Source organism: Pseudomonas sp. GL-RE-26 (genome assembly GCF_019956275.1).
In the GTDB taxonomy this organism is placed as follows: Bacteria; Pseudomonadota; Gammaproteobacteria; order Pseudomonadales; family Pseudomonadaceae; genus Aquipseudomonas; species Aquipseudomonas grandcourensis.
The window spans coordinates 70395-93507 of sequence record NZ_JAHBDI010000003.1 but is presented as its reverse complement, the minus strand read 5'-3'; the positions used below and the strand labels follow the sequence as shown (position 1 = coordinate 93507).

Below are 23113 nucleotides of genomic sequence, written 5' to 3'. Positions count from 1 at the left end.
GGACGCATCTTAAAAACATGCAGGAATCCCCCTACGACACAAAATCCTGTCGCTTGCATCCAACAGTAAAATCAACTAATCCTTGCAGCACCACTTAATGCCAAGCGCCCCAACAAATAAAAGCAAAATAAAAAACAACAAGCCTGAAAAAGTGACACTCAATGACTAAAAATATTCTGCCCAGAGCTTTCTCCCTAACGTCCATATTCATAAAAGAACAACTAAAAGAACCCATCGCTTTTTTCTGGATCATGATATCACCTTGTGCGATGTTCTATTTTTTTGCAACAACCAGGCAAGACCCCAACTATTTTTCGAGCAACTACATTACTATTTCAGCATGGTTTTATGCCTATATATCCTCTAGCGTCGCGTTATTCGGATTCGCCTTTTACATAATCGGAAGAAGGGAAAGCGGATTCACCCGATCATTTATTTACTCCAAGGAATCGAAACTGATTTTTCTTTTATCGCACTTCATTGCCTACTCGTTAATATCGATATCTTATTGCGCAACCTTTTACTTAATGACCAAATTCCCATTTGGAAACTATGCCTTCAATGAACTATTGAATATAGCACTACGCTTTTACATCTGCTTTATCATGTTTTGCACTTTCGGGGCTGCATTCTCATTGCTACCGATCAATTTTCAGAACTCGAACACTCTGCTTTCCATTTTTTCGTTCTGCATGCTGATTCTCGGTGTAATGAGTGCCAGCAGATCAAACCCCATCACCGATACTTTGAACCTCGCAAACCCACTAACACTTGCAAGCCAGATAATGGAACAAGGTCTTGAATCCAACAAACTCATCACGACAGCAATAATTATTTTATTTATTTCAGTACTGCACAAAACGTTCAAGCACCTAAGAATCAATCCCGTATGGAGCCGATACTGATGAAAAAATTCACGGCGCAGAGCATTGACTTCTCCTATACAGACAACCCCCTCTTGACCCAGGCATCTCTTGAGGTTGCTCAAGGCGACATTGTCGGCATTCTGGGACCCAATGGATCTGGGAAAACAACTTTTTTCGATATCGTCTGTGACCTCAAAAAAGCAAAGTCCGGTTTCATAAAAAATGACTTCAGCCACTTTTTATACCTTTCTCAAATCATCTCCACACCCCCACCATTGCGCATGCGTGACATCTTTAAAATGGTGACTGCGCTTTCATCAAGCGAGCCCATGACACAAGATAAAACCCTGAAAAAATTAAGTGCGTGGAGCCCTGCAATAATTGACCGATACCAAGACATATGGAACAAAAAATCATCGCTATGCAGCTACGGAGAGACACGCTGGTTCTTTACTCTCTCTCTTCTTTCAATTTCTGCAGACTTCGTGATTCTCGACGAACCTACTGCCGGTGTAGATCCAGAATTTCGTCGCTATATTTGGCAATGCCTTCGCGGCGCCGCCAGGGAGGGCACCGCTATTCTGGTCTCCTCGCATAATGTTGATGAAGTAATTAACCATTGTGATTATCTTTACATGATTAGCCAGCAACGCTTCAATCGCTTTGCCAATGGTAGTGAGTTCATGCATCGGTATGGCGTAAAGACTGTGGACGATGCGTTTATCCGAGCCGTTACTGAACCTGTATTCGCAACATAAGCAACTGGAAGCGCACACGGGGGGAGCTGCCGCAGACCGCGACAACTCCCGATGAGGAATGGAATTCGATTCAGTCGGTAAGCCCAGCAAGATAAGCCCACGGATAAATCCCCCGCTCATGCCCATCGCTGAAGACCAATTGCAGGCCATACCCCTGCGAGTGCAATTCGATCACCTGAACCCGCTCATCCACCATCGGCGCCATCCCTCGCAACCGAAACGCCCGGCACTGCGAGCACGGGCACTGCCGGCGCAGTTCGGCGTGTTCGAACACCTGTTCACGACCATCCGGCCAGTTCAGTCGCAACTGCTGTTTGCTGCGGGAATTGCCAATCGCCAGCGGGTTCATTGCAGTTGACTCAAGGCAATGCGCACGGCCTTGCGCACTTCCGGGTCGCCGTCGTCTTGTGCGTCCTGCAATGCCGCAATGGCCCTTGGGTCGTTCAATTCGCCGATGGCCAACGCGGCTTCCTTGCGCAGGTTGCTGATGCGGTGGCCGAGGGTGTCGATCAGCGCTTCGAGCGCAGGTACAAAACGCAAGCGACCGAGGCTGCGGGTGGCGCGCAGACGCACTTGCCAGTAATCGTCGTCCAGGGCGTCGATCAGGGCCGGGCCGGCGTCGAGGTGGCCGACCTTGCCCAGGGTGGTGGCGGCTTCCTCGCGGACTTGCCAGGCAGCGTCGCGCAAGGCCTGGCGCAGGGCCGGCAGCACCTGTGCGTCAGACGCCAGGCCCAGTGCACCGGTGGCGGCACGTCGCACGTCGGTGTCCGGGTCAGCGCTGGCCAGCCGCGCCAGTGCCGGCAAGGCATCGAGTTGCTTGAGCCAGCCGAGCACGCCCACCGCCTCGCGGCGCACGCTGGCGCTTTCATCGTCCAGTGCCCGGGCAGCCGCATCGGCGGCATCGGGGCAACGCAACTCGCGCAACGCCCTGAACGCGGCGATGCGTACGCCGCTGTCGGCGTGCCCGGTCCACGGCAGGATGACCCGGCCCGCCGCTTCACTCTTGAGCAGGCTGAGGCTTTGCGCAGCGGCCACCTGCACCGCCGGGGATGGATCCGTCAGGGCCTGGCACAGCGCTTCGACCACCGGTTCGTCCTCCCAGGCTTCCAGCAGGCGTGCGGCTTCGGCGCGAACGTCTGCAATCGGGTCTTCGGCCAGTCGATTGATCAACCACAGCAGGCCGTCCGGCTCCTCGAGATCGGCCAGTTCGATCAGTGCGATCCGGCGCACACCGGCATCCTCGTCGGTCAGGCGCGGTTGCAGGGCAAGAATGTCGTCGTTATCGGTTATATCGAATAGTGAGGTCATAGGGCAAATCGCGGCAGTTTGGTTTCAGGGGGAAGTCCGAGCGGGTTCAGGCGCGGCAGTTGCCGGCCGTCTTCGTGCCGCAGGAGTTCGAGGCAATGGCGCTTGAGGTGCGAGAATTCAGGGCGGGTCACCAGTTCCGTGCTGCGCGGCCGGGGGAAGTCCAGGCGCAGGTCTTCGATGATTCGTCCGGGGCGCGAGCTCATGACCAGCAGGCGATCGGCGAGGAACAGCGCTTCGTCGATGTCATGGGTGACAAACACCACGGTGGTGCGGATGCGCGTCCAGATGTCCAGCAGCAGTTCCTGCATGTTCAATCGGGTCAGGGCATCGAGGGCACCGAAGGGCTCGTCCATCAGCAACAGGCGCGGACGGTTGACCAGCACCCGGGCAATTTCCACCCGTTGCTGCATGCCGCCGGAGAGCTGGTCGGGCCAGCGCCCGGCAAAGCCTTCGAGGCCCACCAGGGCGAGGATTTCATCCGCCGCCTTGTGCCGTTCGGCCTTGCCGATGCCTTGCATTTTCAAGCCGAACGCCACGTTGTCGCGCACCGTGCGCCACGGAAACAATGTGTGCTGCTGGAACACCATGCCGCGCTGGGGCGATGGGCCCGACACCGCTGCGCCATCGACATTCAGCGTGCCGGTACGCGGTTGCAGGTGGCCGGCCAGGGCGCCGAGCAAGGTCGATTTGCCGCAACCGGACGGCCCGAGAATGCACACGAACTGCCCCGGCTCGATCTGGCAATCGAGGCCCTGCACCGCTTCGAAAGCAGTGTCGCCCTCGCCCAGGCTGATCGACAGCCCGCGAATATCGATACGCCCTTCCAGATGTTGAAAAACGCTCATCAGGCTTTTCCTCGTGGTCGATGCCAAGGCGTGAACAGCCCGCCCAGACGCTTGATCAACAGACTGCTGCCCATCCCGAGCACGCCGATCAGCAACATGCCGACCACGATGTCGGCGTAGTTCTGGATGGTGTAGGACTCCCAGGTGTAATAGCCGATGCCGAATTGGCCGGAGATCATTTCCGCCGTCACCAGGCAGAACCACGAGGTGCCCATGCCGATGGCCAGGCCGGTGATGATGCTGGGCGCGGCACCCGGAAGAACGACCTCCAGCAGGATGGCCCGGCGCCCTGCCCCGAGGCTTTTCGCCGAGGCGATCAGCCGTGGGTCGACGCCTTCGACGCCGTGCACGGTGTTGAGCAGGATCGGGAACAGCGCGCCGGTGAAGGTGATGAACACCATCGACAGCTCCGACGAGGGAAACATCAGGATCGCCAGGGGAATCCACGCCACCGCCGGGATCGGGCGCAGCACTTCCAGGGGCGGCAACAACAGATCTTCGGCCCATTTCGAGCGGCCGATGGCCAAGCCCAGGGCCACGCCGACGATCAGTGCCGCGAGGTAACCGGCGAATACCCGACCGAGGCTGCTGCCCAGATGCTGCGCGAGTTTGCCCGAGTCGCCGAGGCCGAGGGCGGCTTCAACGACCGCCACGGGTGTCGGGACATTGGCGAAGGTCACCAGGCCGAGGTTCCAGTGGTGGCTGGCGGCGAGTTGCCAGAATACGAGGCAGAGCAGTAAGGATGCGGCTCTGGGAATCCAGCGTGAATATGATCGGTACACAAATCCTCCTCTCGACTCAAACCTTGTAGGAATGAGCCTGCTCGCGATAGCGGTTTCACGTTCAACATTGATGTCGACTGACCCACCGCCTTCGCGAGCAGGCTCGCTCCTACAGGGGGCTGTGGTGTTACGACTGTTAGCGAACAGCCACGGCCTGCGCAGTGGCATCAGTGAAGTCGAGGACCTTGCCGCCCTGCGCCGTCGCGAACTGTTGGGCCTGGCCTTTGAGCAGGAACGCACTCAACTGCCCTTTCCCATCGGTGGCAAACCACGCCTGATCCGCCAGCAGCTTGATCCCGCTGTCGCGGGCCTGGGCGTACACCGCGCGGATGTTCTTGCCTTCCTGCTTGAGGCCGGCCAGCGCGGCAAATGCCGCTTGCGCCGAGGCGTACTGGCGGACTTTCGGCTCGCCGCGCACCCAGATTTCCGCCACATGGCTGAAGTCGGTGATGGCTTTGCCGCTGGTGGCATCGACGGCCTTGAGCGGCGTCTGCCCGTAACTGGCCAGTTGCGCGCTGTAGTCGAGGTTCGAAGCCTTGAAGGCGGCGCGGATGTATTGGTCGTCGATGAAGGTGTTGAGATCCAGACCGCGATCGGCCTTCTTCAACAACTTGAGGGTATCGATGGCGGTGCCCACGGCCTGACGGTATTCCGGCTTCCAGCTCAGGTCGCGGGTCTGCACGCCGAGGGGGCCATGGAACAGGTAATTGACCTCGGCATCGACCCCGGTGACCTTGGCGATCAACTCGCTGTATTTCTCCGGTTCAGCCGCCAGCAACTGGTTGGCTTCGATACTCGCCCGCAGGTAAGCGACGACGATTTTCGGGTACTTTTTCGCATAGACCTGATCGACCAGCGCGCCGTGGAAGGTCGGCGCGTTGGCCTGGGAACCGTCATAAATCTTGCGGGCGAAACCACGGCTCGGGAACAGTTCGGCGAAGGGTACGAAGTCAGCGTGGGCATCGATCTTGCCGGCCTGCAACGCGGAGCCGGCGACTTCCGGCGGCTGGGCGATGATGTTCACGTCCTTGAGCGGATCCCAGCCCTGGGCCGCGACGGCGCGCAGCAGCATGCCATGGGCGGTGGAAGCGAACGGCACGGAAATGGTCTTGCCCTTGAGTTCTGCCAGGGACTGCACGCCCGATGCGCTTGGCACCACGATGCCGTTGCCGCTGCCCTTGATGCTGCCCGACAGCACGCTGATGAACAGGCTGTGCTTGCCCGCCGTTTCGAACGCCACGCCGTTGAACGCGCCGGGGAAGTCGGCCATGGCGCCGAAGTCGAGCTTGCCGGCCACCATCTCGTTGGTCAGGGGGGCGCCGCTGGTGAAGTTTTTCCACTGCACCTCGTATTGGGCGTCTTTGTAGGGGCCATCGTGGGGCAGGTATTTGTCCAGCAGCCCGAGCTCGCGAATCAACAATCCGCCGGCGGCGCAGTTGATGGTGGTGTCCTGGGTGCCGATGGCAATGCGGATGGTTTCGGCCGAGGCCGACAGGGTGAATGAAGCCAGTACCAGACCGGCCAAAGCTGCACGCAACATCATGAGTGTTTCCCCTCGAATCATTTATTGGATGTTCGTCTCCGCCACGATCAGGGCGCGGTGGGAAACGAGGGGTGTCTTGAATCAGGCGTCCGGTGGTGCCGGATGGCGTTTTAGCGTTGTTTGGGCTGGCCTCTTCGCGAGCAGGCTCGCTCCTACATTGATTTGTGTTTCAGCGCAGCAGGTACGGGATCTCGACTTTCACAGCGCCCGTCGGGCAGTCCTTTTCACAGGGCATGCAGTACCAGCATTCGTCGAAGGCCATGTAGGCCTTTTGCGTGGCCGGGTTGATCGCCAGCAGGTCCATCGGGCAGACGTCGACGCACACGGTGCAGCCTTTGTGGGCGATGCATTTGTCCTCGTCGACGGTGACGGGGGCGTTGGAACGGAAGAAGATTTCCTGGGCTTGATAGGCCATTTCACGGTCTCTCTCTTGGGTGATGCTCAAGCGGCATCCGCACCGACCCGCAGCCGATCGTAGGCCTGCATCTCGTCGGCATCCAGCGGGATGATGTAAGGTTCGATGGCTTTCTTGAAACTGCTCATCAAACCGTTTTCGTCTTTCTTCAGATGGCAATGGCAGAACCAGTCGCGGTCGTTGCGTTGCGGGTGATCGACGCGGTGGTGGTAAAGCCCCCAGCGACTTTCGGCGCGGAACAGTGAAGCGCGGGCGGCCATTTCGGCGCAGTCGCGGATCATGCTGACTTCCATGGCGCGCATCAGTTCGTGGGCGTTGTGGGCCTTGATCTGGTCGAGATCGCGCTGGATGTCGCTGAAGCGTTGCAGGCCGATCTGCATCTTCTTGGTTACTTTCGGCGGTTGCAGGTAGTCGTTGACGAAGCGTCGCAGCTTGTACTCGACCTGGGCCGGTGGCAGGCCGTGTTCGCGATCCAGCGGTGCGTAAACCCGCTGTTTTTCGGTTTCGATCTGCCGCGCATCCAGCGCTGAAAACTCGCGTCCGGCGACAAAGTCCGCTGCGTTGTTGCCAGCGAACCAGCCATAGGTGAACGCGCCGAGCATGTAGTTGTGCGGCACGGCAGCCATGTCCCCGGCTGAGTACAAGCCCTTGACCGAGGTCTCGGCTTTCTCGTTGACCCACACCCCCGAGGCCGAATGCCCGCTGCAAAAGCCGATTTCCGAGATGTGCATTTCGACCATCTGCGTGCGGTAGTCGGTGCCGCGATTGGCGTGGAACTGGCCGCGACTCGGACGCTCGTTGCTGTGCAGGATCTCTTCGATGTTCTGGATGGTTTCCTCGGCCAGGTGATCGAGCTTGAGGAACACCGGGCCATTGCCGCTTTCCAGCTCCTGATGGAACTCCCACATCATCTGCCCGCTCCAGTAGTCGCACTCGATGAAGCGTTCGCCCTTGTTGTTGGCGGTGTAGCCGCCCAAGGGGCCGGTGACGTAGGCGCAGGCCGGGCCGTTGTAATCCTTGATCAGCGGGTTGATCTGGAAGCATTCCAGGTTCGCCAGCTCGGCCCCGGCGTGGTAGGCCATCGAGTAGCCGTCGCCGGCATTGGTCGGGTTTTCGTAGGTGCCCATCAGGTAGCCGGAGGACGGTAACCCCAGGCGTCCGGCGGCACCGCAGGCGAGGATCACCGCCTTGGCCTTGATCACATGGAAGTCCGCCGTGCGGCAGTCGAAGCCCATCACGCCGTTGACCGCGCCTTCCTCATCCGTCAGCAATCGGGTGCAGACCAGGCGATTGGTGATGCTCACCCGCGCCCGCTTGAGCTGGCGGTACAGAACCTTTTTGATGTCGTGCCCTTCCGGCATCGGCAACACATAAGCGCCCATGTGGTGGACCTTCTTCACCGCGTAGTCGCCGGTTTCGTCCTTCTCGAATTTCACACCCCAACGGTCCAGTTGCTCGATCGTTTCGAAGCTGTGGGTGGCATAGGCGTACACCGCGGCCTGATTGACGATACCGTCGTTGGCGATGGTGATTTCCTTGGTGTACTGCTCAGGCGTCGAGTGGCCGGGAATGATCGCGTTGTTCAGGCCGTCCATGCCCATGCTGATCGCGCCACTGCGCTTGACGTTGGCCTTGTCGATCAACAACACCCGCAGGTCGCGGTTGCGTTCCTTGGCCTTGATCGCCGCCATGGGGCCGGCGGTGCCGCCTCCGATCACGACGATGTCGTATTCCTGCTCCAACGTACTGCGCGTCATGCCTGCTCCCCTTTTTGCCGGTCGATCCGCAGGCGGTACTGGAAGGCATCGCCACGGTAGTAAAGGTGTTCGAAGTCCAGAGGCTGACCGTCGACATTGTGGGTCAAGCGTTCGATGCGCATGATCGGCGAGCCGGGTTCGACGTTCAGCGCCCGAGTCAGGTCGCTGTCGGCCAGTACCGCATCGATGGCCAGGTCGGCGTGCCCCAGGGCCAGGCCACAGTCGTTTTCCAGGATCTGGAAAATGTCGCGGGTGACCAGGTCGGCTTTTTCCAGGCGCTCACCAACGGCCTTGGGCAGGTAAGTGATTTCCAGGGAAATCGGCTCGCGGTTGATCAGGCGCACCCGTTTGATCTGCGTCACGACCTCGCCTTCGGCCACCTGCAAACGCTCGGCGACGAGCTTTTCGGCGGCAATGAACTTGAAGCTGCGCAGGCGGTTGATCACCTCATAGCCGCGACCGGCCATGGACTCGGCCAGGCCTTGCAGGGTGCTGACGTTCTGGAAGGTTTTCGGCTTGGCGACGAAGGTGCCCTTGCCGTGGATCTTGAAGATCAGCCCTTCCTTTTGCAGGTCGCCCAAGGCCTGGCGCACGGTGATGCGGCTGACCTTGAACAACGCGCCAAGCTCGCTTTCGGAAGGCATCTGGCTGTTTTGGGGGTATTCGCCGTCGAGGATGCGGGTGCGCAGCAAATCTCGCAGCTGGGTGTGCAACGGGACGCTGCTCAGGGATAGAACGTTATCGGTCATGGCAGATCACTTGTTATAACGAGTTATGACGTGATCTTAGAGAAGTTTTGACAGACTTGAGAAATACCGAATGCGCATAAGGTTAGATGCGCGATGCAACCCAAAACTGTAGGAGCGAGCCTGCTCGCGATGGCGGCGGGTCAGTCGATTTCAATGTTGAATGTGAAACCGCTATCGCGAGCAGGCTCGCTCCTACAGGGGATTGTGTGTGACCTGAGGGATCAGTGCCGCTTGAGAATCTGGTCCATCACCCAATCGGTCTTCAGCGCCTGTTCGGCCACGGCCGGGTGCTGCGCCTCGCCACGAATATGCGCATTCATGCCCAATACGTGGTGCCACTGAATGTGGGCGTGATGCTCGATGGTCAGGCTGAGGTGTTCATCGGCGTGCAGCTCGACCGGGTGTTCATCGAACACTGAAAAGGTGATCCGGCCGGTACTGCCAATCACTTCGACCCGGTCTTCGCGACGATCTGAAACGAAGTTCCAGCAGCCCATCCCCAGTGCCCCGCTGGCAAACCGCCAAGTGGCGCTGACGGCATCTTCGGCCGTGTACAAACCGGCCTGCCGCGCGGTGAGCCCGGCGACTTCGACGATATCGCCGAACAGGTACTGAAACAGGTCCAGGCCATGGCTGGCCAGATCCGCAAAGTAGCCACCACCGGCAATCGCCGGATCGGTGCGCCAGTTATCGGTGCCGTTTTGATCCGCTGCCGACGGGGCTTTGGTGAGGGTCCAGGTCAAGTGCCGGACCTCGCCGATCCGCCCCTCTTCCAGCCATTGCCGCACTTGCCGGAAGCGTGGCAGCGAACGTCGGTAATAAGACACGAACAGGTGCAGCCCGGCATCGGCAAACACCTGCTGCATTTCACGGCTTTGCCCGGCATTCAGCGCCATCGGTTTTTCCACGCAGCAATGCTTGCCGCCGGCGGCCACCTGTAAGGCATAGGCGTGATGGCTGTCGGGTGGTGTGGCGATGTACACCGCGTCGACCTCGGGATCGTTGATCAGCGCCTGCGCATCGGTGTAGACCCGCGCAATGCCGTGACGAGCGGCGTAGTCGGTGACCGCTTCCAGGCGCCGCCCCATCACCGCCACCAACGCCGACCCGGGCGCCTTGTAGAAGGCCGGACCGCTTTTGCGTTCAGCGACACTGCCACAGCCGATCATGCCCCAGCGCACCAGGTTCATAGGCACTCCTTGCGGCTCAGCCGACGCGCAATGCGCGCAGGTCCAGTCGACCGTCCTTGAGCGGCGGGCACCAGTAGTAGCCACCGGTGATCGGACGGCTGATGCGGTACAGACCGTCGGTGATGCCGTCTTCCAGGCCACTCATGCGACGCAGTTGGGCTTCGAAGGCGTCGAGGGAAAAACCGAAGGCCAGGAACATCAGACCGGCGCGGTCACCTTCGATCCACGGCATCGAACGGCGCACCACGAAGGCCTCGGGCGCGAAGCTTTCCTGGGCGGTGCGTTTGACGTGGGCGGAAACCGGCGCGTCGTCGATCTCTTCGTTATCGCTCAAGCGGCGGCCCATGATGTTGTCTTTTTCATCCGCCGACAGCCCATGAAAACCTTTCAAGTCATGCTGCCACTGCTGGATCGCGGCAAAGCTGCCACCCACCGTACCGTCTGCGCCCTCACCCACCAGGGCGGCGGCCACGGCGGCTGCGTCGTGGGGGTTCTCGGTGCCGTCTTCGAAGCCGGTCAGGTCATGGCCGTTCATATGGCGGAAGGTTTCGTTCATCTGCACCAGACGCAACGCCGGGGCCAGTGCCGCTTCGATGGCGTTGCTGCGGTTGAGCAACTCACCACGGTCTTCACCGTGCAGCCAGCACCAGAGCGCGTGCTGGGTCGACGGATTGTCGACGCCGACCCCAGTCAGTGCCGGGAAAGTGCGCAGGCCTTCGATCTGCCCCTCCAGCGCCTTGACCAGGGATTCGCCGAAGCCGACGACAGCCGATTTCCCGTCCACCAGTTGCATCAAGTTATCGAGCGCGACCGGCAATGCATCGACGGATTCGAGGGCGAAGAACATATGGCGGGCTTGAGGCGGAACGGGGGTGGCGAGAATGCCCGGCTGGTAATGGCTCATATGAACTCCTTGAAAAAGAGCACAGAGTTTAACCGGAGTACGAGGGTTTGTGTGCCGTCAGAGGCCAGGAACCTGTGACAAGGGGGCTTGCCCCCTTCACCACAAAAAGATCAGACCGTGCTGGGGCTTTCGTTGCGGAACGCACTCGGGCTCATGCCAGTCCAGCGCTTGAACGCCCGGCGAAAGCTGCGCACGTCGCTGTAGCCGACTTCCTCGGTGATGCGTTCGATGGACATGTCCGGGTTGGCCAGCAGGCTCATGGTGCGGGCCTGGCGCACTTGCTCCAGCAGCGTTTCGAAGGTCAGCGCGTGTTCGGTGAGGCGGCGGCGCAAGGTGCGGCTGCTCATGTTCAGGTCGCCGGCGATTTTCTCGATGTGGCTGCCCTCGGTCAGGTCCCGGGCAATCGCCCGTTCCACCGCCTGGATCAGATCCATTTTCTGGTGCACCTGCGCGGCTTCCAGTTCGAGCAATTTCACCGCCTGACGCAGGGCCAGGGAATGGTGATTGGGCAACTGAACGCCCAGCCAATGCGCATCGATCACCATGCGATTTTGCAGGCAACCGAAACGCACGTCCGGCCCCAGCAGGCGCGAGTATTCGCCGAGATAGTCCGGCGCGGCATGCATGAACTCCACCGCCATCGGCTTGAAATCCACCCCGACCAGCGCCCGGCCGTACACCAGCAGGCTGGCGAAAAACTCTTCGACCGCGAACAACTGCACGTCGGCGAACGGCAAGCGGCATTCAACGTCGATAAACACCCGATCCCCCACCTCCTCGACACTCGACACGACAATGCCGCCAGAGGTGTGTTGATGGCGAATGCCCAGCTCAAAGGCATCGCGCAGGGTCTTGCACAGCGACAACACATGCCCCAACAACCCCAGCGTACCGAGCACATTCTGCGCGCCGACCCACAAGCCCAGCCCCTGATTGGGCAAGGCCTTGAGCGCGCGCTGAATCATGGCCACGGCCTGGCGATAGGAAATACGCTGCGCCGGGTCCTGCAGGTCTTCAAAGGTAAAACCCAGCCCTCGGCACAGGCTCTGTGGGTGGATGCCTTTTTGCTCGGCGACTTCGGCCAGGGTCTGCAGGAGAAACGGCGACACCAGCGCCAGTTCAAAGGTGGGATCGGTCACTTTCATTTGCATGGGGCTATACATTCCGGGTCGAGCTGCATTCTTATTTTTGTAACCGGTTATGTCGAAGGAAGTTAGCACAGGGTGCAAAGGCTGTCCGCAGAAGTCCCCCTAAATGGCCGCCAATACCCTGCCTTGCAGGGCGCAGACAGCTTATTTCTATGTTGCGGCCCTCGTATGGATGCCGGACAGCCCGCTAACAATAATAATGAGTACACCCATGATCCCGACCCGCACGACATTTCCCCTACTGGTCATTGGCCTGGCCGGCGTCTGCGCCCTGCAACCGGCGCTGGCCACCGAGGCTGGTGTAGACAACATCGGCCCCGGCACCGACGGTTTTTTCATGTTGCCGCTTTCGCCCGACAGCCTTCCGGACAACATGGTTGCCTTCAACGTCTACTACAACCACTACAAAGCCACGAAGCTGAACATCAGTTCGCTCGGCGGCAAGGTGCCGAACGTCGAGATCGAGTCCACGGCGGTCATTCCGCGCCTGGATTACATCAGCCCGGTGCGAGTGTTCGGCGGCCGGCTGGCCGGCTACATCGCGCAGCCCTGGCTCAAGCAGGAAGTCTCGGTATTCGGCTTGCAGGACACCCGCGAAGGCATGGGCGACACCACGGTCGCGCCGATCATTCTCTGGGACATGGGCCCAAACCTGACCCTCGGCGCCGCCATTGAAGTCACCGTGCCTACCGGCGAATACAGCGTTGATCGCCTGGCCAACACCAGCAACAACTTCTACACCTACAAACCCTTGTTCTCCTTCACCTGGCTGCCGACGGACAGAACCGAGGTGTCGATGAAGACCACCTACAGTTTCAACGGGAAAAACAAAGACACCGACTACAAGTCGGGGCAGATTTTCCACTTCGACTATTCGGCCAGTTTCAAGATCACCGACGACCTGATGCTCGGGTTGAACGGCTACTACCTCAAGCAAACCACCGACGACAAACAGTTCGGCCACACCGTGCAGTTCAATGGCCAGGACGTGAACGACGGGGTGCGCGGGCAAGTGTTTGCCATTGGCCCGGCGCTGCACTGGACCTTCCTCAAATACGCCAGCGCGGAGATTCGCTGGGCCAAGGAATTCGACGTGGAAAACCGGCCTGAAGGGGAAATGCTTTGGGCCAAAGTCAGCATTCCCTATGCGTTTTGACTGAGCTGACGCTATCGCGAGCAGGCTCACTCCTACATTGGAATGCATTCCAAATGTGGGAGTGAGCCTGCTCGCGATAGCGGTCTAACAGACTCAGAATCTTCCTCAGGAATACACCGGCCAGATATCCACAATCTTCCCACCCCGAACCGCCAGCAAATCCCCGAACTGCAACAACACCGACTCGGTCTGGGTCGGGCGCAAGAACACCTGGTCCTCCACCGTCAACCCCACCGCCGCCGAACCATTGACCATTTCCTGATTCGAGCTGCGGCCATACACGCCATTGCTCTGCAACCCCGCTGGCGATTCGAACTCCGCCATCCAGTTACCGCCATAGATGAAATACGTCTCGCGCTGATTGGTGTCCCACCAGGAAAACAACCTGGACTTGTCATCCAGCGCCGGAATATTCACCGCCCCGGTGCTTTTCAACACCGGCGTGGCGATATAAGCGGCCGGCATATGCTCCGCCAGTGACGGCAAATCATAGTGAGTGGGCTTGAGCAGCCCCGTCCCCACCGATACTTCACTGCTGAGCTGTTCGTGCTCATGCATGCGATAGCTCGGGCTGCCGGCCGTATTGAGGGTCAGCCCTTCGCGCCACAAACCGGGGTATTGCTGACGGGTGAAATCGACGCAGCGGTTGTAAATCACCATCACCTTGGCGAACAGTTCCTCGGGCGAGCCCAGAATCCCCGGCACGCCCATGCCCACGAACGGGTCGTAGCCCATGAATCCGGCGAATTCCAGGTGCTGCGGGTGCTGGCTGATCAGCGCCAGCATCTGCCCGAGTACGCCAAGGTCGCTGACGCCACCGCGATGCAGCCCGACATCCAGTTCGATGTTCACCCGCATTCGCGTGCCCAGCCCTTGAGCCAGGGCCAGGTATTGCTGCAGGCGCTCCGGTGTATCAAGCAGCCATTGCAATTGCTTCGAAGGGTCGAAAGGCCCCTTGTGCGATTGATAGAACAACTCGGCCGAACGCACCGGCAGCGGCTTGCCCAACAGAATGTCGGCCTCGGCAAACTGCACCGCGTCATGGTTGAGAAACGGCTGGTGAAACGACATCAGGCGTTGGGTGCCGGCGCGCTGGGCGATGTAGGCCAGGAGCCCCGGTGCCGGCAGTGATTTTTCCACCAGGCGCAGGTGCTTGCCGCCGCGCTTGACCGATTGCATCACCACATCGATGTTGTGATCCAGCCGATCAAGGTCGATCAGCATCACCGGTCGCATCGGCCCGTGGTCCTTGAGTTCGCGGTTCAGCGTACGGAAGTAATCGCTGTAGGGCGCGCCTCGGTCACCCGGCCGCAGCCACGCCCCGACACCCAGCAACAAGGCGCCGACACCCGCGCTGCCAAGCAAGAAATTGCGGCGATTGACGGCCATCAGCTAACCCCCAGAATGGAAGACAGATGCGCATTGAGAAATTTGCCGCTGGGGTCGAGTGCCTGCCGCACCTGGATGAAATCCTGCCAGCGTGGGTACAGCGGCTGCAGGCTTTTCGCGTTCAGGGTATGCAACTTACCCCAGTGCGGCCGGCCGTTGTACTTCCAGAAAATCGGCTCGATGGCGGCGAAGAAGTTGTGATGATCCATCTGGTAATGCTGGTGGACCGAGATCGAACAGCTGTCGCGGCCTTCGAACATGCTCAGGGGAATGTCGTCGGCCTTGACGTAACGGTACTCGATCGGAAACCAGGTGCGCAGGTCCTTGTCCTGGATCAGTTTGAGGATCTCGCGCAAACAGGCCGGGCCGTATTCCGCCGGCACGGAATATTCCATTTCGTTGAAACGCACCGTGCGCACGTTGGCGTAGATGTCGAACGAGTCACCCACCCGGTCATCGAAACTGGCCAGGTGGCGCAGGTTATTGAGCATGGTGCGGCGCAGGTCCGGGAAGTCGCTGGCGTATTTGTCGATCTTCTCGATCAGCGTGACGAACTCGTTGCCGCCCTCCTCATCCGCCGGGACCGGCGGTGTCGCCGGGTCGGTGGTTTCGTTCAGGGCGATCGACAAGGCGTAGTCGGAATGGGTCACCACGAGCATTTCCCAGTGCTGGTTTTCCCGGGTGTTCTTGTCCAGGTCTTCCAGCAACTCTTCGGTTTTAGCGATCCATTGGCGCTCCCGCAAGCGATACGCCGGGCGGTTTTGCAGGCGCACCCTGGTGGCCACGCCCAGCGCCCCCAGGGATACCCGAGCTGCGTTGAACACTTCGGGATGGCGGTCGGCGTCGCAGTCCAGCACCTCGCCGCTGGCGGTCACCAGCTGCATGCCGCAGACATGGGCAGAATAGGATTGAAAGTTCTTACCGGTACCGTGGGTCGAGGTCGAGATCGCGCCGGCCAAGGTCTGGTAATCGATGTCAGCCATGTTTTGCAGGGCCTGGCCTATGTCCTTGAGCGGCGTGCCCATGCGTGACATCGGCGTACCGGCGGCGAACTCGGCCTGCAGCGTTTGCGGATCGTGATCGAGCAACCCCGTGAAATAGCTCAGTGACAGCAAGGTGCCGTCGGTGGGCACCAGCGCGCTGAAGGAGTGCGCCGAGCCCACCGGCCGAATCCTGCCGGGGGCCTGGCGCACCACTTGCGTCAACTCATCCAGGTTCTTGGGCGCCAGCCGCGCCGCCGGTAGGCAACTCTGGCCTCCCGACCAGTTGCGCCAGGGAATCAGGCGTGGCGCGCGCAGCAGCTCGGCCAGTGCCGGTGTTGAGCCGAGCGCGGTAAAGGCGCCAATGACGCTCGCCCGTTGCAACAACTGACGCCGTGTCAGGTCCATCGTCATGAATCGCACCCTGCCGTTCTTGTTATTGGATTTGCTGGCCGGACATAAAGGCAATCAGCGCCAGGAACTGTTCTTGCGAACACTGCATGCACATGCCCATCGGCGGCATGCCGTTGTAACCGTTGATCGCGTGGTCGAGCAGCGTGTCGGCACCCTGCAATACCCGTGGTTGCCAGGCCTTGATGTCGCCGGTCAGCGGCGCCCCGGCCGCCGGGTTGGCGTGGCACAGCTTGCAGCTGTTGTCGTAGACCTGCGCCAGCTCGACGTCGGCGGGCCTCGCTGCGCCTGCTTCGCTGCGGGTCGGCGGGTTGTTCGGCTTTTCGCCGCACCCGGCAAGCAACGCCGCAAAGACACACCCCACCAAGGCCAAACAAAGGCTAGGCTTTTCAGTTAATCGGCTTGCCCGCATGGCTGTCCTCTCAATGGCTGCCCGGCCAGCCGGGTGCAGCTCTTTTTGTTGTGATCAAGGAGAGTCAACATTAAGGCACCCCGCGCGGGCGGGTTGAGGGCATTGGGGGCCAACAAGGGGCGCTTCTGAGGCCATGACGGAAGGCTCCGATAAGTCCCCGGACATCACGCTGTGCGGAAAAACGCTGAGATGAGTCATGACAAGCGTTGCTGAGGTCTGCTAAAACGATTCATCAGTGCATCAGCCAATCCAGAGGGGTAGCGACATGACCACAGCCAATATTCTTCAGAACCTGTTCCCAAGCCCCGCCGACATCCCGGAAAAGTACCGCCTCGACGGCCAGACCGAGCAGCGCGAGTACCTGGTCGATGGCGAACTGAGAACCTGGAACGGGCCACTGGCCCAGGTCCGCAGCCCGGTGTACCTGGCAGGCCCGAATGGCGACGAGCAAGTGATCCTCGGCAGCACCCCGCTGCTGGATGCCGACACCGCGTTGACCGCCCTCGACGCAGCAGTCCGTGCCTACGACCGCGGCCAGGGCCTGTGGCCGACCATGCGCGTGGCCGAACGCATCCAGCACGTCGAAACCTTCCTCGGGCGCATGCGCGAGCAGCGCGACGCCGTGGTCAAGTTGCTGATGTGGGAAATCGGCAAGAACCTCAAGGACTCGGAAAAAGAGTTCGACCGCACCTGTGACTACATCGTCGACACCATCAACGCGCTGAAGGAACTCGACCGCCGTTCCAGCCGCTTCGAACTGGAACAGGACACCCTCGGCCAGATCCGTCGCGTACCGATGGGCGTGGCCCTGTGCATGGGGCCTTACAACTATCCGTTGAACGAAACCTTCACCACGCTGATCCCGGCGCTGATCATGGGCAACACCGTGGTGTTCAAGCCAGCCAAGCTCGGCGTGCTGCTGATTCGCCCGCTGCTGGAGGCCTTCCGCGACAGCTTTCCGACCGGGGTGATCAACGTCATCTACGGCAGCGGCCGCGAGACGGTCAGTGCGTTGATGGCCAGCGGCAAGATCGACATCTTTGCCTTCATTGGCACCAACAAGGCCGCCAGTAACCTGAAAAAACTCCACCCGAGACCCCACCGCCTGCGCGCGGCGCTGGGCCTGGATGCGAAAAACCCGGGCATCGTCCTGCCGGAAGTGGATCTGGACAATGCGGTCAGTGAAGCGGTGACCGGCTCGCTGTCGTTCAATGGCCAGCGCTGCACCGCGCTGAAGATCCTGTTTGTCCACGAAGACGTGGTCGAGTCCTTCATCGAAAAATTCAATGCCAGGCTCGCCAACCTCAAACCCGGCATGCCCTGGGAAAGTGGCGTAGCCCTGACGCCGCTGCCGGAATCGGGCAAGGTCGACTATCTGCATGCACTGGTGGCGGACGCCGAGAGCAAAGGCGCCAAGGTGGTCAACCCCAACGGCGGCGAAGCTCGTGCGTCGTTCTTCTACCCGGCGGTGCTGTACCCGGTCACGCCGCAGATGCGGGTTTATCAGGAAGAACAGTTCGGCCCCGTCATCCCCATCGTGCCGTACCGGCATCTGGATACCGTGATCGACTACGTACTGGAGTCGGACTTCGGCCAGCAATTGAGCATCTTCGGCACCAACCCGGTGGCGGTCGGCCGGCTGGTGGACACCTTCGCCAATCAGGTCGGGCGCATCAACCTCAATGCCCAGTGCCAGCGCGGCCCGGACACCTATCCCTTCAATGGCCGCAAGAACTCGGCCGAAGGCACCTTGTCGGTCCATGACGCACTTCGGGTGTTTTCGATCCGTACCTTGGTAGCCACCAAGTTCCAGGAGACCAACAAGGACCTGATCAGCGAGATCATCAGCGGCCGCAGTTCGAGCTTCCTGACCACCGACTACATCTTCTGAGGAGAGCCAGCCTGAGTACATCCATAGCCCATCGACTGCCACCCTTGCTGCGCCGACTGCTGCGTCCGCTGCTGGACCCGTACCGGCGCTACCGCCATGCCCGAGTGATCCATGCGGTGCGGGTGTCGCTCGGGTTGCTGGCGACGATCCTGCTGACCACCGGGATCAATCTGCCCCACGGTGAGTGGGCGTCGGTAACGATGCTGGTGGTGATCGGCGGCTTGCAGCACCACGGCAACATCGGCAAGAAAGCCGCCGAGCGCGCCATCGGCACCTTGATCGGCGCCGGTGTCGGCCTGGTACTGGTGGCACAACACGCCTGGCTCGGGATGCCCTGGCTGACCTATTTCGCGATGTCGGTGGTCTGCGGGGTTTTCTCGTATCACGCCATCGGCAAGGGTGGTTACACGGCGCTGCTGTCGGCGATTACCGTGTTCATCGTTGCCGGGCACGGCGACAACCCGGTCACCGATGGCTTGTGGCGCGGGGTGGATATCCTGATCGGCATTGCCCTGGCCCTGGCGTTTTCCTTCGCCCTGCCGCTGTACGCGGTTTATTCCTGGCGCTACAACCTGGCCGATGCGCTGCGTGATTGCGCGAAAATCTACGGGCGCATCATTGACGGCCAAGCCATCACCGCCGACGAACACATCAAGCTCATGACCCGCCTGAACGCGGCGATGGTGCAACTTCGTTCACTGATGCCCTCGGTGTCCAAGGAAGTGAAGATTTCCATAACCGACCTCGATGCCCTCCAGCGCAACCTGCGCATGTGCGTCAGCACCCTGGAAATCCTCGGCAATACCCGACCGGATGCCAATGACCCCGAGGCGATGTCGCTGATGCAAACAGCATTGAAAGCCGAGCATCGGCAGATTCGCGTGCAATTGATCGGCATGGCCCGGGCGTTGAAATCAGGCGCCGCCCAGCGGCTCAATCGTCCCGTGGATGTGCCGCTTGTCAGCCTCGATGCGCCGGTCTACAACATGCTGGACGGCTATCGCTTGCTGACTCAACAACTGGCCGCCAACGTCGGCGAGATGTGCCAGCGCCTGGCCAAGAGCGCGCCGCGCTGGAATATCTGACGCCTGGGGCGCGGGTTACGGCGTCACCGTGCGCCGAAACTTCAGCGACCAGCCTTGTTGCATGCCGGCAGCGGCCAGCAGAATCGCCGCGACGCCGATCCATTGCAGCGGCTCCAGGCGATGGTCGAAAGCGAACCAGTCGACGAAAATCGCCGCGATCGGGTAGATGAAGGACAGCGCGCCCGTCAGCGCCGTCGGCAGCTTTTGAATCGCGCCGTACAACAACACGTACATCACGCCGGTGTGCACCATGCCCAGCGTCACCAGGCTGGCCCACGCGCTCGGTGCCTGCGGCAATACGGAAAGATTCGCAAACGGCACGAGCAACAACACGCCGGTGCTGACCTGGATCAGTGCGATCAAATGCGGCGGGGTCCCAGTCAAACGCTTGATGATCAACGCGGCAATCGCGTAGAGAAACGCCGCGCCCAAGGCCAAGGCAATGCCCATCAGGTAATCGCCGCCGCTCTCGCCCTGGCTGCCATGGGCGCTGACAATCGCCAGCATCCCGAGAAACGAAACGCCCAGCCAGGTCAGTTTCTGCGCGGTGATCTTTTCGTTGAGGAACAACGCCGCCAGCCCGACCAGCATGAACGGCTGGACGTTATAGACGGCGGTGCCGATGGCAATTGACGCCCGGGAATAGGACGCGAACAACAGCACCCAGTTGCCGACAATCGCCACACCGCTGAGCACGGCGAGCAGGAACGTGGTGCGGGTCAGAATGCCGGGGCGCAGAAAGCCAAAGGCCGCGCAAATCAGCAGCAAGGTGCCGGCACCGAACAGGCAGCGCCAGAACACCACGTCCAGCACCGGTTGCCCGGACACCAGCACGAACCAGCCGATGGTGCCGGAGATCAGCATGGCGGCCGTCATTTCGAACGAACCGCGGCGTAGGGATTTGTCCATCATCAGACTCCTGTGTTTGTGGCCAAAGTATGCCAATGCACCCAGGGGCTACTCCAGAGCAAAAAGCAGGCTAAACTCGGAATCTGCCTTTTTTATAAAGGCCATTTGGAAAAAACGCCTAACGGAGGGTTTCGCCATGACCGATGACATCGACCAGCTGCTGATCACGGCGCTGATGGAAGACTCGCGGCGCTCGCTCAAGGCCCTGGCGCAAATCAGCGGACTGTCCTCCCCCAGCGTTGCCGAGCGTTTGCGCCGCCTGGAGGAACGAGGCGTGCTCAAGGGCTACACCGTTGAAATCGACCCGAAATGCTTTGGCTATCAACTCCAGGCCATCGTGCGTATTCGCCCGCTGCCGGGGCAATTGCAGGAAGTGGAACGGCAAATCATGGCCATTCCCGAGTTCACCGAGTGCGACAAGGTCACCGGCGACGACTGTTTCATTGCGCGCCTGCATGTGCGCTCGATGGAACAACTGGACACCCTGCTCGACCGTCTCAACACCCACGCTGAAACCAATACGGCGATCGTCAAGAAAACCCCGGTCAAGCGCCGGTTGCCGCCCATGGCGTGAGTGATATTTATTTCAGCCTGAAGTAGATTGATGGTTTCCGGCGAAGGATTGACGGCATGAAAACTCTGGCAATGCTGCTCGTGGCAATGACGCTTGCGGGGTGCGGCACGATTCAGACGGTTGTACGCAGTGACGAAGCGGCCGCAAAAAGCCTCAAGGACCACAAGAGTTATTGCGGCGCGGTACCACGAATCTACAGCGGCGTGACCTACGACTTTTGCACGCTGAATGCGCCCCTGGAAAAAGGCCGCGATGAGCAGGTACATGATAGTGCCCCTGCCATTGTGCTGATTGACGTGGTCATCTCCGGCGCTCTCGATACCCTGCTCCTGCCCTACACCATCTACCGCCAGCAAGCCGATGGCAGCATCGTCATTACAGAGTAATCCTGGATTTGTAGTAATAAAAAACCCGCCTGGGCGGGTTTTTTACTCAATGCCAACGATCAGTCATCGCGGCCCATGATGCCGAACAGCTGCAACAGGCTGATGAACAGGTTGTAGATCGATACATACAGGCTGATGGTAGCCATGATGTAGTTACGCTCGCCGCCATGGATGATGGCGCTGGTCTGGAACAGAATGCAGACCGAGGAGAACAGCACGAAACCTGCGCTGATCGCCAGTTGCAGGCCGCTGATCTGGAAGAACATGCCCGCCAGCGTCGCACCCAGCAGCACGAAAAAGCCTGCCGTAATGAAACCGCCGAGGAAGCTCATGTCCTTGCGGGTAATCAGCACATACGCCGACAGACCGCCGAACACCAGCGCCGTCATCGCGAACGCCGAGCTGACCACTTCAGCGCCGCCCTGCATACCCAGGTAACGGTTGAGGATCGGGCCCAGCAGGAAACCCATGAAACCGGTCAGGGCAAATGCCGACACCAGGCCCCAGGCCGAATCACGGAGTTTGTTGGTGAGGAAGAAAAGACCGTAGAAGCCGATCAGCACCACGAAAACGTTCGGGTAGCCAACACGCATCTGCTGGGCAACGTAGGCCATTACACCGCTGAAAGCCAGGGTCAGGGCGAGCAAGCCGTATGTGTTGCGCAGGACGCGGCTAACCTCTAGCTGCTCAGCCTGCACGCTGTTATTAACTGCGTAATCCTGTTCGCGCATGGCGACACTCCTGTTGGTTTGAAACGTTCAGTCGCAAAGATCATAACAGACGCTCTGTAACAAGCTATGCAGAGAGTTTGACAGTGTGTTTCATTCAGGTATTATGGCGCCCGCAACGCAAACGGAGGTGTGGCCGAGTGGTTTAAGGCAACGGTCTTGAAAACCGTCGACTGTAACAGGTCCATGAGTTCGAATCCCATCGCCTCCGCCATCTTTATACGACAAAGCCCTGATTTTTCAGGGCTTTGTCGTTTTTGGGGTTTGACGAAAATCCGACCACACCCAAAGCGTTACAAAACTTTTCGGGTATCGTTACAAAACTATCCCGTTTTCCCCACCTTGCCGCACCGTCTTGTTATCCCGTTCAACGATATCGACCGTCACCGCGTCCCAGTTCTTGTAGATCAGGTAAGCCGCTCCGGCGAGCGTTGCGACAACCGCAGCGATGGCGAGTACCACCGGGTTCGCGGCGAGCCCCCAAAGCGCAATACTCACAGTAGCGACCACATCATCCGAGACGGTGATTTTTCCAGTGATGGCTTGATTACCTTTCTGGGTGTAATTACCGGTCTGCGTGTAGTCACCTTCGTGGATGATCGGCCCGACGATGTGAATACCGCCGGTGCTGATCAAGTTCGTGGTACCGCCTTCGGCCAACGTGGCGTTCAAGTGGTGTGCAATGCTGTCGTACTCAATGACGGTACCGACGTGGTAGGTGCGACGGTGCAGACCCGGGCGATCGCCATTGGCCGGATTGAGGTCGCTAAAGATGCCAGTCAGGGCAATGCCGTTAAGAGACGCCACAGAAATTTACGCAGCTAACGAGTTGGAACCACTCCAGTCTAGATTTATGCAAATTAACGAATGGTTTGGAGAATCAATAGTGCAATTCAATGATCATGCTTCTTAAATCGCTATTAAAAA

Annotated in this window: 22 protein-coding genes, 1 tRNA gene and 1 pseudogene; 7 read left to right on the top strand and 17 right to left on the bottom strand. The window is 59.8% G+C overall.

Features of this window, described 5'->3' with window-relative positions; all coding sequences use genetic code 11:
- Positions 1–904: 904 nt before the first annotated feature.
- On the top strand, positions 905–1624 hold the full coding sequence (locus KGB07_RS02280) for an AAA family ATPase (RefSeq protein WP_223464386.1): 720 nt from the start codon (positions 905–907) through the stop codon (positions 1622–1624).
- 70 nt (positions 1625–1694) lie between these two features.
- On the opposite strand, the gene KGB07_RS02275 is transcribed toward KGB07_RS02280, so the two are convergent.
- The 11 genes from KGB07_RS02275 to KGB07_RS02225 all read right to left on the bottom strand — a co-directional run bounded on the left by KGB07_RS02275 (position 1695) and on the right by KGB07_RS02225 (position 12268).
- Positions 1695–1973 (bottom strand): DUF971 domain-containing protein, encoded by a 279-nt coding sequence (locus KGB07_RS02275; RefSeq protein ID WP_223464384.1) that lies wholly within the window; start codon positions 1971–1973, stop codon positions 1695–1697.
- Positions 1970–2932: a HEAT repeat domain-containing protein gene (locus KGB07_RS02270; protein WP_223464382.1), complete on the bottom strand. Its 963-nt coding sequence runs from the start codon at positions 2930–2932 to the stop codon at positions 1970–1972. Before KGB07_RS02270 ends, KGB07_RS02275 begins: the two co-directional genes overlap by 4 nt.
- Positions 2929–3777, bottom strand: coding sequence for an ABC transporter ATP-binding protein (locus KGB07_RS02265; RefSeq protein WP_046038533.1), 849 nt, complete (start codon positions 3775–3777; stop codon positions 2929–2931). The genes KGB07_RS02270 and KGB07_RS02265 overlap by 4 nt, the downstream gene beginning before the upstream one ends.
- A complete protein-coding gene (locus tag KGB07_RS02260; RefSeq protein WP_046038535.1) occupies positions 3777–4559 on the bottom strand; it encodes an ABC transporter permease in 783 nt (260 codons plus the stop codon). The genes KGB07_RS02265 and KGB07_RS02260 overlap by 1 nt, the downstream gene beginning before the upstream one ends.
- A gap of 136 nt (positions 4560–4695) precedes the next feature.
- A complete protein-coding gene (locus KGB07_RS02255) occupies positions 4696–6102 on the bottom strand; it encodes an ABC transporter substrate-binding protein (RefSeq protein WP_223464380.1) in 1407 nt (468 codons plus the stop codon).
- A gap of 169 nt (positions 6103–6271) precedes the next feature.
- Positions 6272–6517 carry a ferredoxin family protein gene (locus KGB07_RS02250; protein WP_008050632.1) on the bottom strand — a complete coding sequence of 82 codons (246 nt, stop codon included), beginning with the start codon at positions 6515–6517 and terminating at the stop codon, positions 6272–6274.
- A 26-nt stretch (positions 6518–6543) separates the two neighbouring features.
- Positions 6544–8274, bottom strand: a complete 1731-nt coding sequence (locus tag KGB07_RS02245) for a fumarate reductase/succinate dehydrogenase flavoprotein subunit (RefSeq protein WP_223464378.1) — start codon at positions 8272–8274, stop codon at positions 6544–6546.
- Entirely contained in the window at positions 8271–9023 is a 753-nt protein-coding gene (locus KGB07_RS02240) for a GntR family transcriptional regulator (RefSeq protein ID WP_046038539.1), read from the bottom strand. The genes KGB07_RS02245 and KGB07_RS02240 overlap by 4 nt, the downstream gene beginning before the upstream one ends.
- A gap of 221 nt (positions 9024–9244) precedes the next feature.
- Entirely contained in the window at positions 9245–10213 is a 969-nt protein-coding gene (locus tag KGB07_RS02235) for a Gfo/Idh/MocA family protein (RefSeq protein WP_046038540.1), read from the bottom strand.
- 16 nt (positions 10214–10229) lie between these two features.
- Positions 10230–11117 (bottom strand): Dyp-type peroxidase, encoded by an 888-nt coding sequence (locus KGB07_RS02230; protein WP_046038541.1) that lies wholly within the window; start codon positions 11115–11117, stop codon positions 10230–10232.
- Positions 11118–11227: 110 nt separating this feature from the next.
- Positions 11228–12268 (bottom strand): AraC family transcriptional regulator, encoded by a 1041-nt coding sequence (locus KGB07_RS02225; RefSeq protein ID WP_046038542.1) that lies wholly within the window; start codon positions 12266–12268, stop codon positions 11228–11230.
- 208 nt (positions 12269–12476) lie between these two features.
- On the opposite strand from KGB07_RS02225, the gene KGB07_RS02220 reads away from it, so the two are divergent.
- Positions 12477–13421, top strand: coding sequence for a transporter (locus tag KGB07_RS02220; RefSeq protein ID WP_223464376.1), 945 nt, complete (start codon positions 12477–12479; stop codon positions 13419–13421).
- A 105-nt stretch (positions 13422–13526) separates the two neighbouring features.
- Here KGB07_RS02220 and KGB07_RS02215 read toward each other — a convergent pair whose 3' ends face one another.
- The 3 genes from KGB07_RS02215 to KGB07_RS02205 all read right to left on the bottom strand — a co-directional run bounded on the left by KGB07_RS02215 (position 13527) and on the right by KGB07_RS02205 (position 16613).
- The gene (locus KGB07_RS02215) at positions 13527–14735 is read right to left on the bottom strand and encodes a DSD1 family PLP-dependent enzyme (RefSeq protein WP_223464443.1); all 1209 of its coding nucleotides are present in this window, start codon (positions 14733–14735) and stop codon (positions 13527–13529) included.
- Between the two features lie 74 nt (positions 14736–14809).
- Positions 14810–16204 (bottom strand): D-arabinono-1,4-lactone oxidase, encoded by a 1395-nt coding sequence (locus KGB07_RS02210; RefSeq protein WP_411741522.1) that lies wholly within the window; start codon positions 16202–16204, stop codon positions 14810–14812.
- Between the two features lie 22 nt (positions 16205–16226).
- A complete protein-coding gene (locus tag KGB07_RS02205; protein WP_046038545.1) occupies positions 16227–16613 on the bottom strand; it encodes a c-type cytochrome in 387 nt (128 codons plus the stop codon).
- A gap of 265 nt (positions 16614–16878) precedes the next feature.
- On the opposite strand from KGB07_RS02205, the gene KGB07_RS02200 reads away from it, so the two are divergent.
- Both KGB07_RS02200 and KGB07_RS02195 read left to right on the top strand, forming a co-directional pair.
- Complete coding sequence (locus KGB07_RS02200) at positions 16879–18504, top strand: NADP-dependent glyceraldehyde-3-phosphate dehydrogenase (RefSeq protein ID WP_046038546.1); 1626 nt, start codon at positions 16879–16881, stop codon at positions 18502–18504.
- A gap of 44 nt (positions 18505–18548) precedes the next feature.
- A complete protein-coding gene (locus KGB07_RS02195) occupies positions 18549–19589 on the top strand; it encodes an FUSC family protein (RefSeq protein ID WP_046038547.1) in 1041 nt (346 codons plus the stop codon).
- A 15-nt stretch (positions 19590–19604) separates the two neighbouring features.
- Here the strand turns inward: KGB07_RS02195 and KGB07_RS02190 are convergent, their stop codons facing one another.
- Positions 19605–20498, bottom strand: a complete 894-nt coding sequence (locus KGB07_RS02190) for a DMT family transporter (RefSeq protein WP_223464374.1) — start codon at positions 20496–20498, stop codon at positions 19605–19607.
- Between the two features lie 136 nt (positions 20499–20634).
- Between KGB07_RS02190 and KGB07_RS02185 the strand changes: the two genes are divergently transcribed.
- A complete protein-coding gene (locus KGB07_RS02185) occupies positions 20635–21072 on the top strand; it encodes an Lrp/AsnC family transcriptional regulator (protein WP_046038550.1) in 438 nt (145 codons plus the stop codon).
- Between the two features lie 56 nt (positions 21073–21128).
- Complete coding sequence (locus KGB07_RS02180) at positions 21129–21458, top strand: YceK/YidQ family lipoprotein (RefSeq protein WP_046038552.1); 330 nt, start codon at positions 21129–21131, stop codon at positions 21456–21458.
- A gap of 59 nt (positions 21459–21517) precedes the next feature.
- Here KGB07_RS02180 and KGB07_RS02175 read toward each other — a convergent pair whose 3' ends face one another.
- Complete coding sequence (locus KGB07_RS02175) at positions 21518–22189, bottom strand: Bax inhibitor-1/YccA family protein (protein WP_046038554.1); 672 nt, start codon at positions 22187–22189, stop codon at positions 21518–21520.
- Between the two features lie 123 nt (positions 22190–22312).
- Between KGB07_RS02175 and KGB07_RS02170 the strand changes: the two genes are divergently transcribed.
- Positions 22313–22400: transfer RNA gene (locus KGB07_RS02170), tRNA-Ser, on the top strand.
- A gap of 287 nt (positions 22401–22687) precedes the next feature.
- Here KGB07_RS02170 and KGB07_RS02165 read toward each other — a convergent pair.
- Positions 22688–22981, bottom strand: a pseudogene (locus KGB07_RS02165) (phage baseplate assembly protein V); the annotation flags it as partial.
- Positions 22982–23113: the final 132 nt, after the last annotated feature.

What these genes read in the sequence shown, in the direction of transcription:
- KGB07_RS02280 (WP_223464386.1), top strand. Translation starts at nt 905, where the DNA reads ATGAAAAAATTCACGGCGCAGAGCATTGACTTCTCCTATACAGACAAC.
- KGB07_RS02275 (WP_223464384.1), bottom strand. Translation starts at nt 1,973, where the DNA reads ATGAACCCGCTGGCGATTGGCAATTCCCGCAGCAAACAGCAGTTGCGA.
- KGB07_RS02270 (WP_223464382.1), bottom strand. Translation starts at nt 2,932, where the DNA reads ATGACCTCACTATTCGATATAACCGATAACGACGACATTCTTGCCCTG.
- KGB07_RS02265 (WP_046038533.1), bottom strand. Translation starts at nt 3,777, where the DNA reads ATGAGCGTTTTTCAACATCTGGAAGGGCGTATCGATATTCGCGGGCTG.
- KGB07_RS02255 (WP_223464380.1), bottom strand. Translation starts at nt 6,102, where the DNA reads ATGATGTTGCGTGCAGCTTTGGCCGGTCTGGTACTGGCTTCATTCACC.
- KGB07_RS02250 (WP_008050632.1), bottom strand. Translation starts at nt 6,517, where the DNA reads ATGGCCTATCAAGCCCAGGAAATCTTCTTCCGTTCCAACGCCCCCGTC.
- KGB07_RS02245 (WP_223464378.1), bottom strand. Translation starts at nt 8,274, where the DNA reads ATGACGCGCAGTACGTTGGAGCAGGAATACGACATCGTCGTGATCGGA.
- KGB07_RS02240 (WP_046038539.1), bottom strand. Translation starts at nt 9,023, where the DNA reads ATGACCGATAACGTTCTATCCCTGAGCAGCGTCCCGTTGCACACCCAG.
- KGB07_RS02235 (WP_046038540.1), bottom strand. Translation starts at nt 10,213, where the DNA reads ATGAACCTGGTGCGCTGGGGCATGATCGGCTGTGGCAGTGTCGCTGAA.
- KGB07_RS02230 (WP_046038541.1), bottom strand. Translation starts at nt 11,117, where the DNA reads ATGAGCCATTACCAGCCGGGCATTCTCGCCACCCCCGTTCCGCCTCAA.
- KGB07_RS02225 (WP_046038542.1), bottom strand. Translation starts at nt 12,268, where the DNA reads ATGCAAATGAAAGTGACCGATCCCACCTTTGAACTGGCGCTGGTGTCG.
- KGB07_RS02220 (WP_223464376.1), top strand. Translation starts at nt 12,477, where the DNA reads ATGATCCCGACCCGCACGACATTTCCCCTACTGGTCATTGGCCTGGCC.
- KGB07_RS02210 (WP_411741522.1), bottom strand. Translation starts at nt 16,204, where the DNA reads ATGACGATGGACCTGACACGGCGTCAGTTGTTGCAACGGGCGAGCGTC.
- KGB07_RS02205 (WP_046038545.1), bottom strand. Translation starts at nt 16,613, where the DNA reads ATGCGGGCAAGCCGATTAACTGAAAAGCCTAGCCTTTGTTTGGCCTTG.
- KGB07_RS02200 (WP_046038546.1), top strand. Translation starts at nt 16,879, where the DNA reads ATGACCACAGCCAATATTCTTCAGAACCTGTTCCCAAGCCCCGCCGAC.
- KGB07_RS02190 (WP_223464374.1), bottom strand. Translation starts at nt 20,498, where the DNA reads ATGGACAAATCCCTACGCCGCGGTTCGTTCGAAATGACGGCCGCCATG.
- KGB07_RS02185 (WP_046038550.1), top strand. Translation starts at nt 20,635, where the DNA reads ATGACCGATGACATCGACCAGCTGCTGATCACGGCGCTGATGGAAGAC.
- KGB07_RS02180 (WP_046038552.1), top strand. Translation starts at nt 21,129, where the DNA reads ATGAAAACTCTGGCAATGCTGCTCGTGGCAATGACGCTTGCGGGGTGC.
- KGB07_RS02175 (WP_046038554.1), bottom strand. Translation starts at nt 22,189, where the DNA reads ATGCGCGAACAGGATTACGCAGTTAATAACAGCGTGCAGGCTGAGCAG.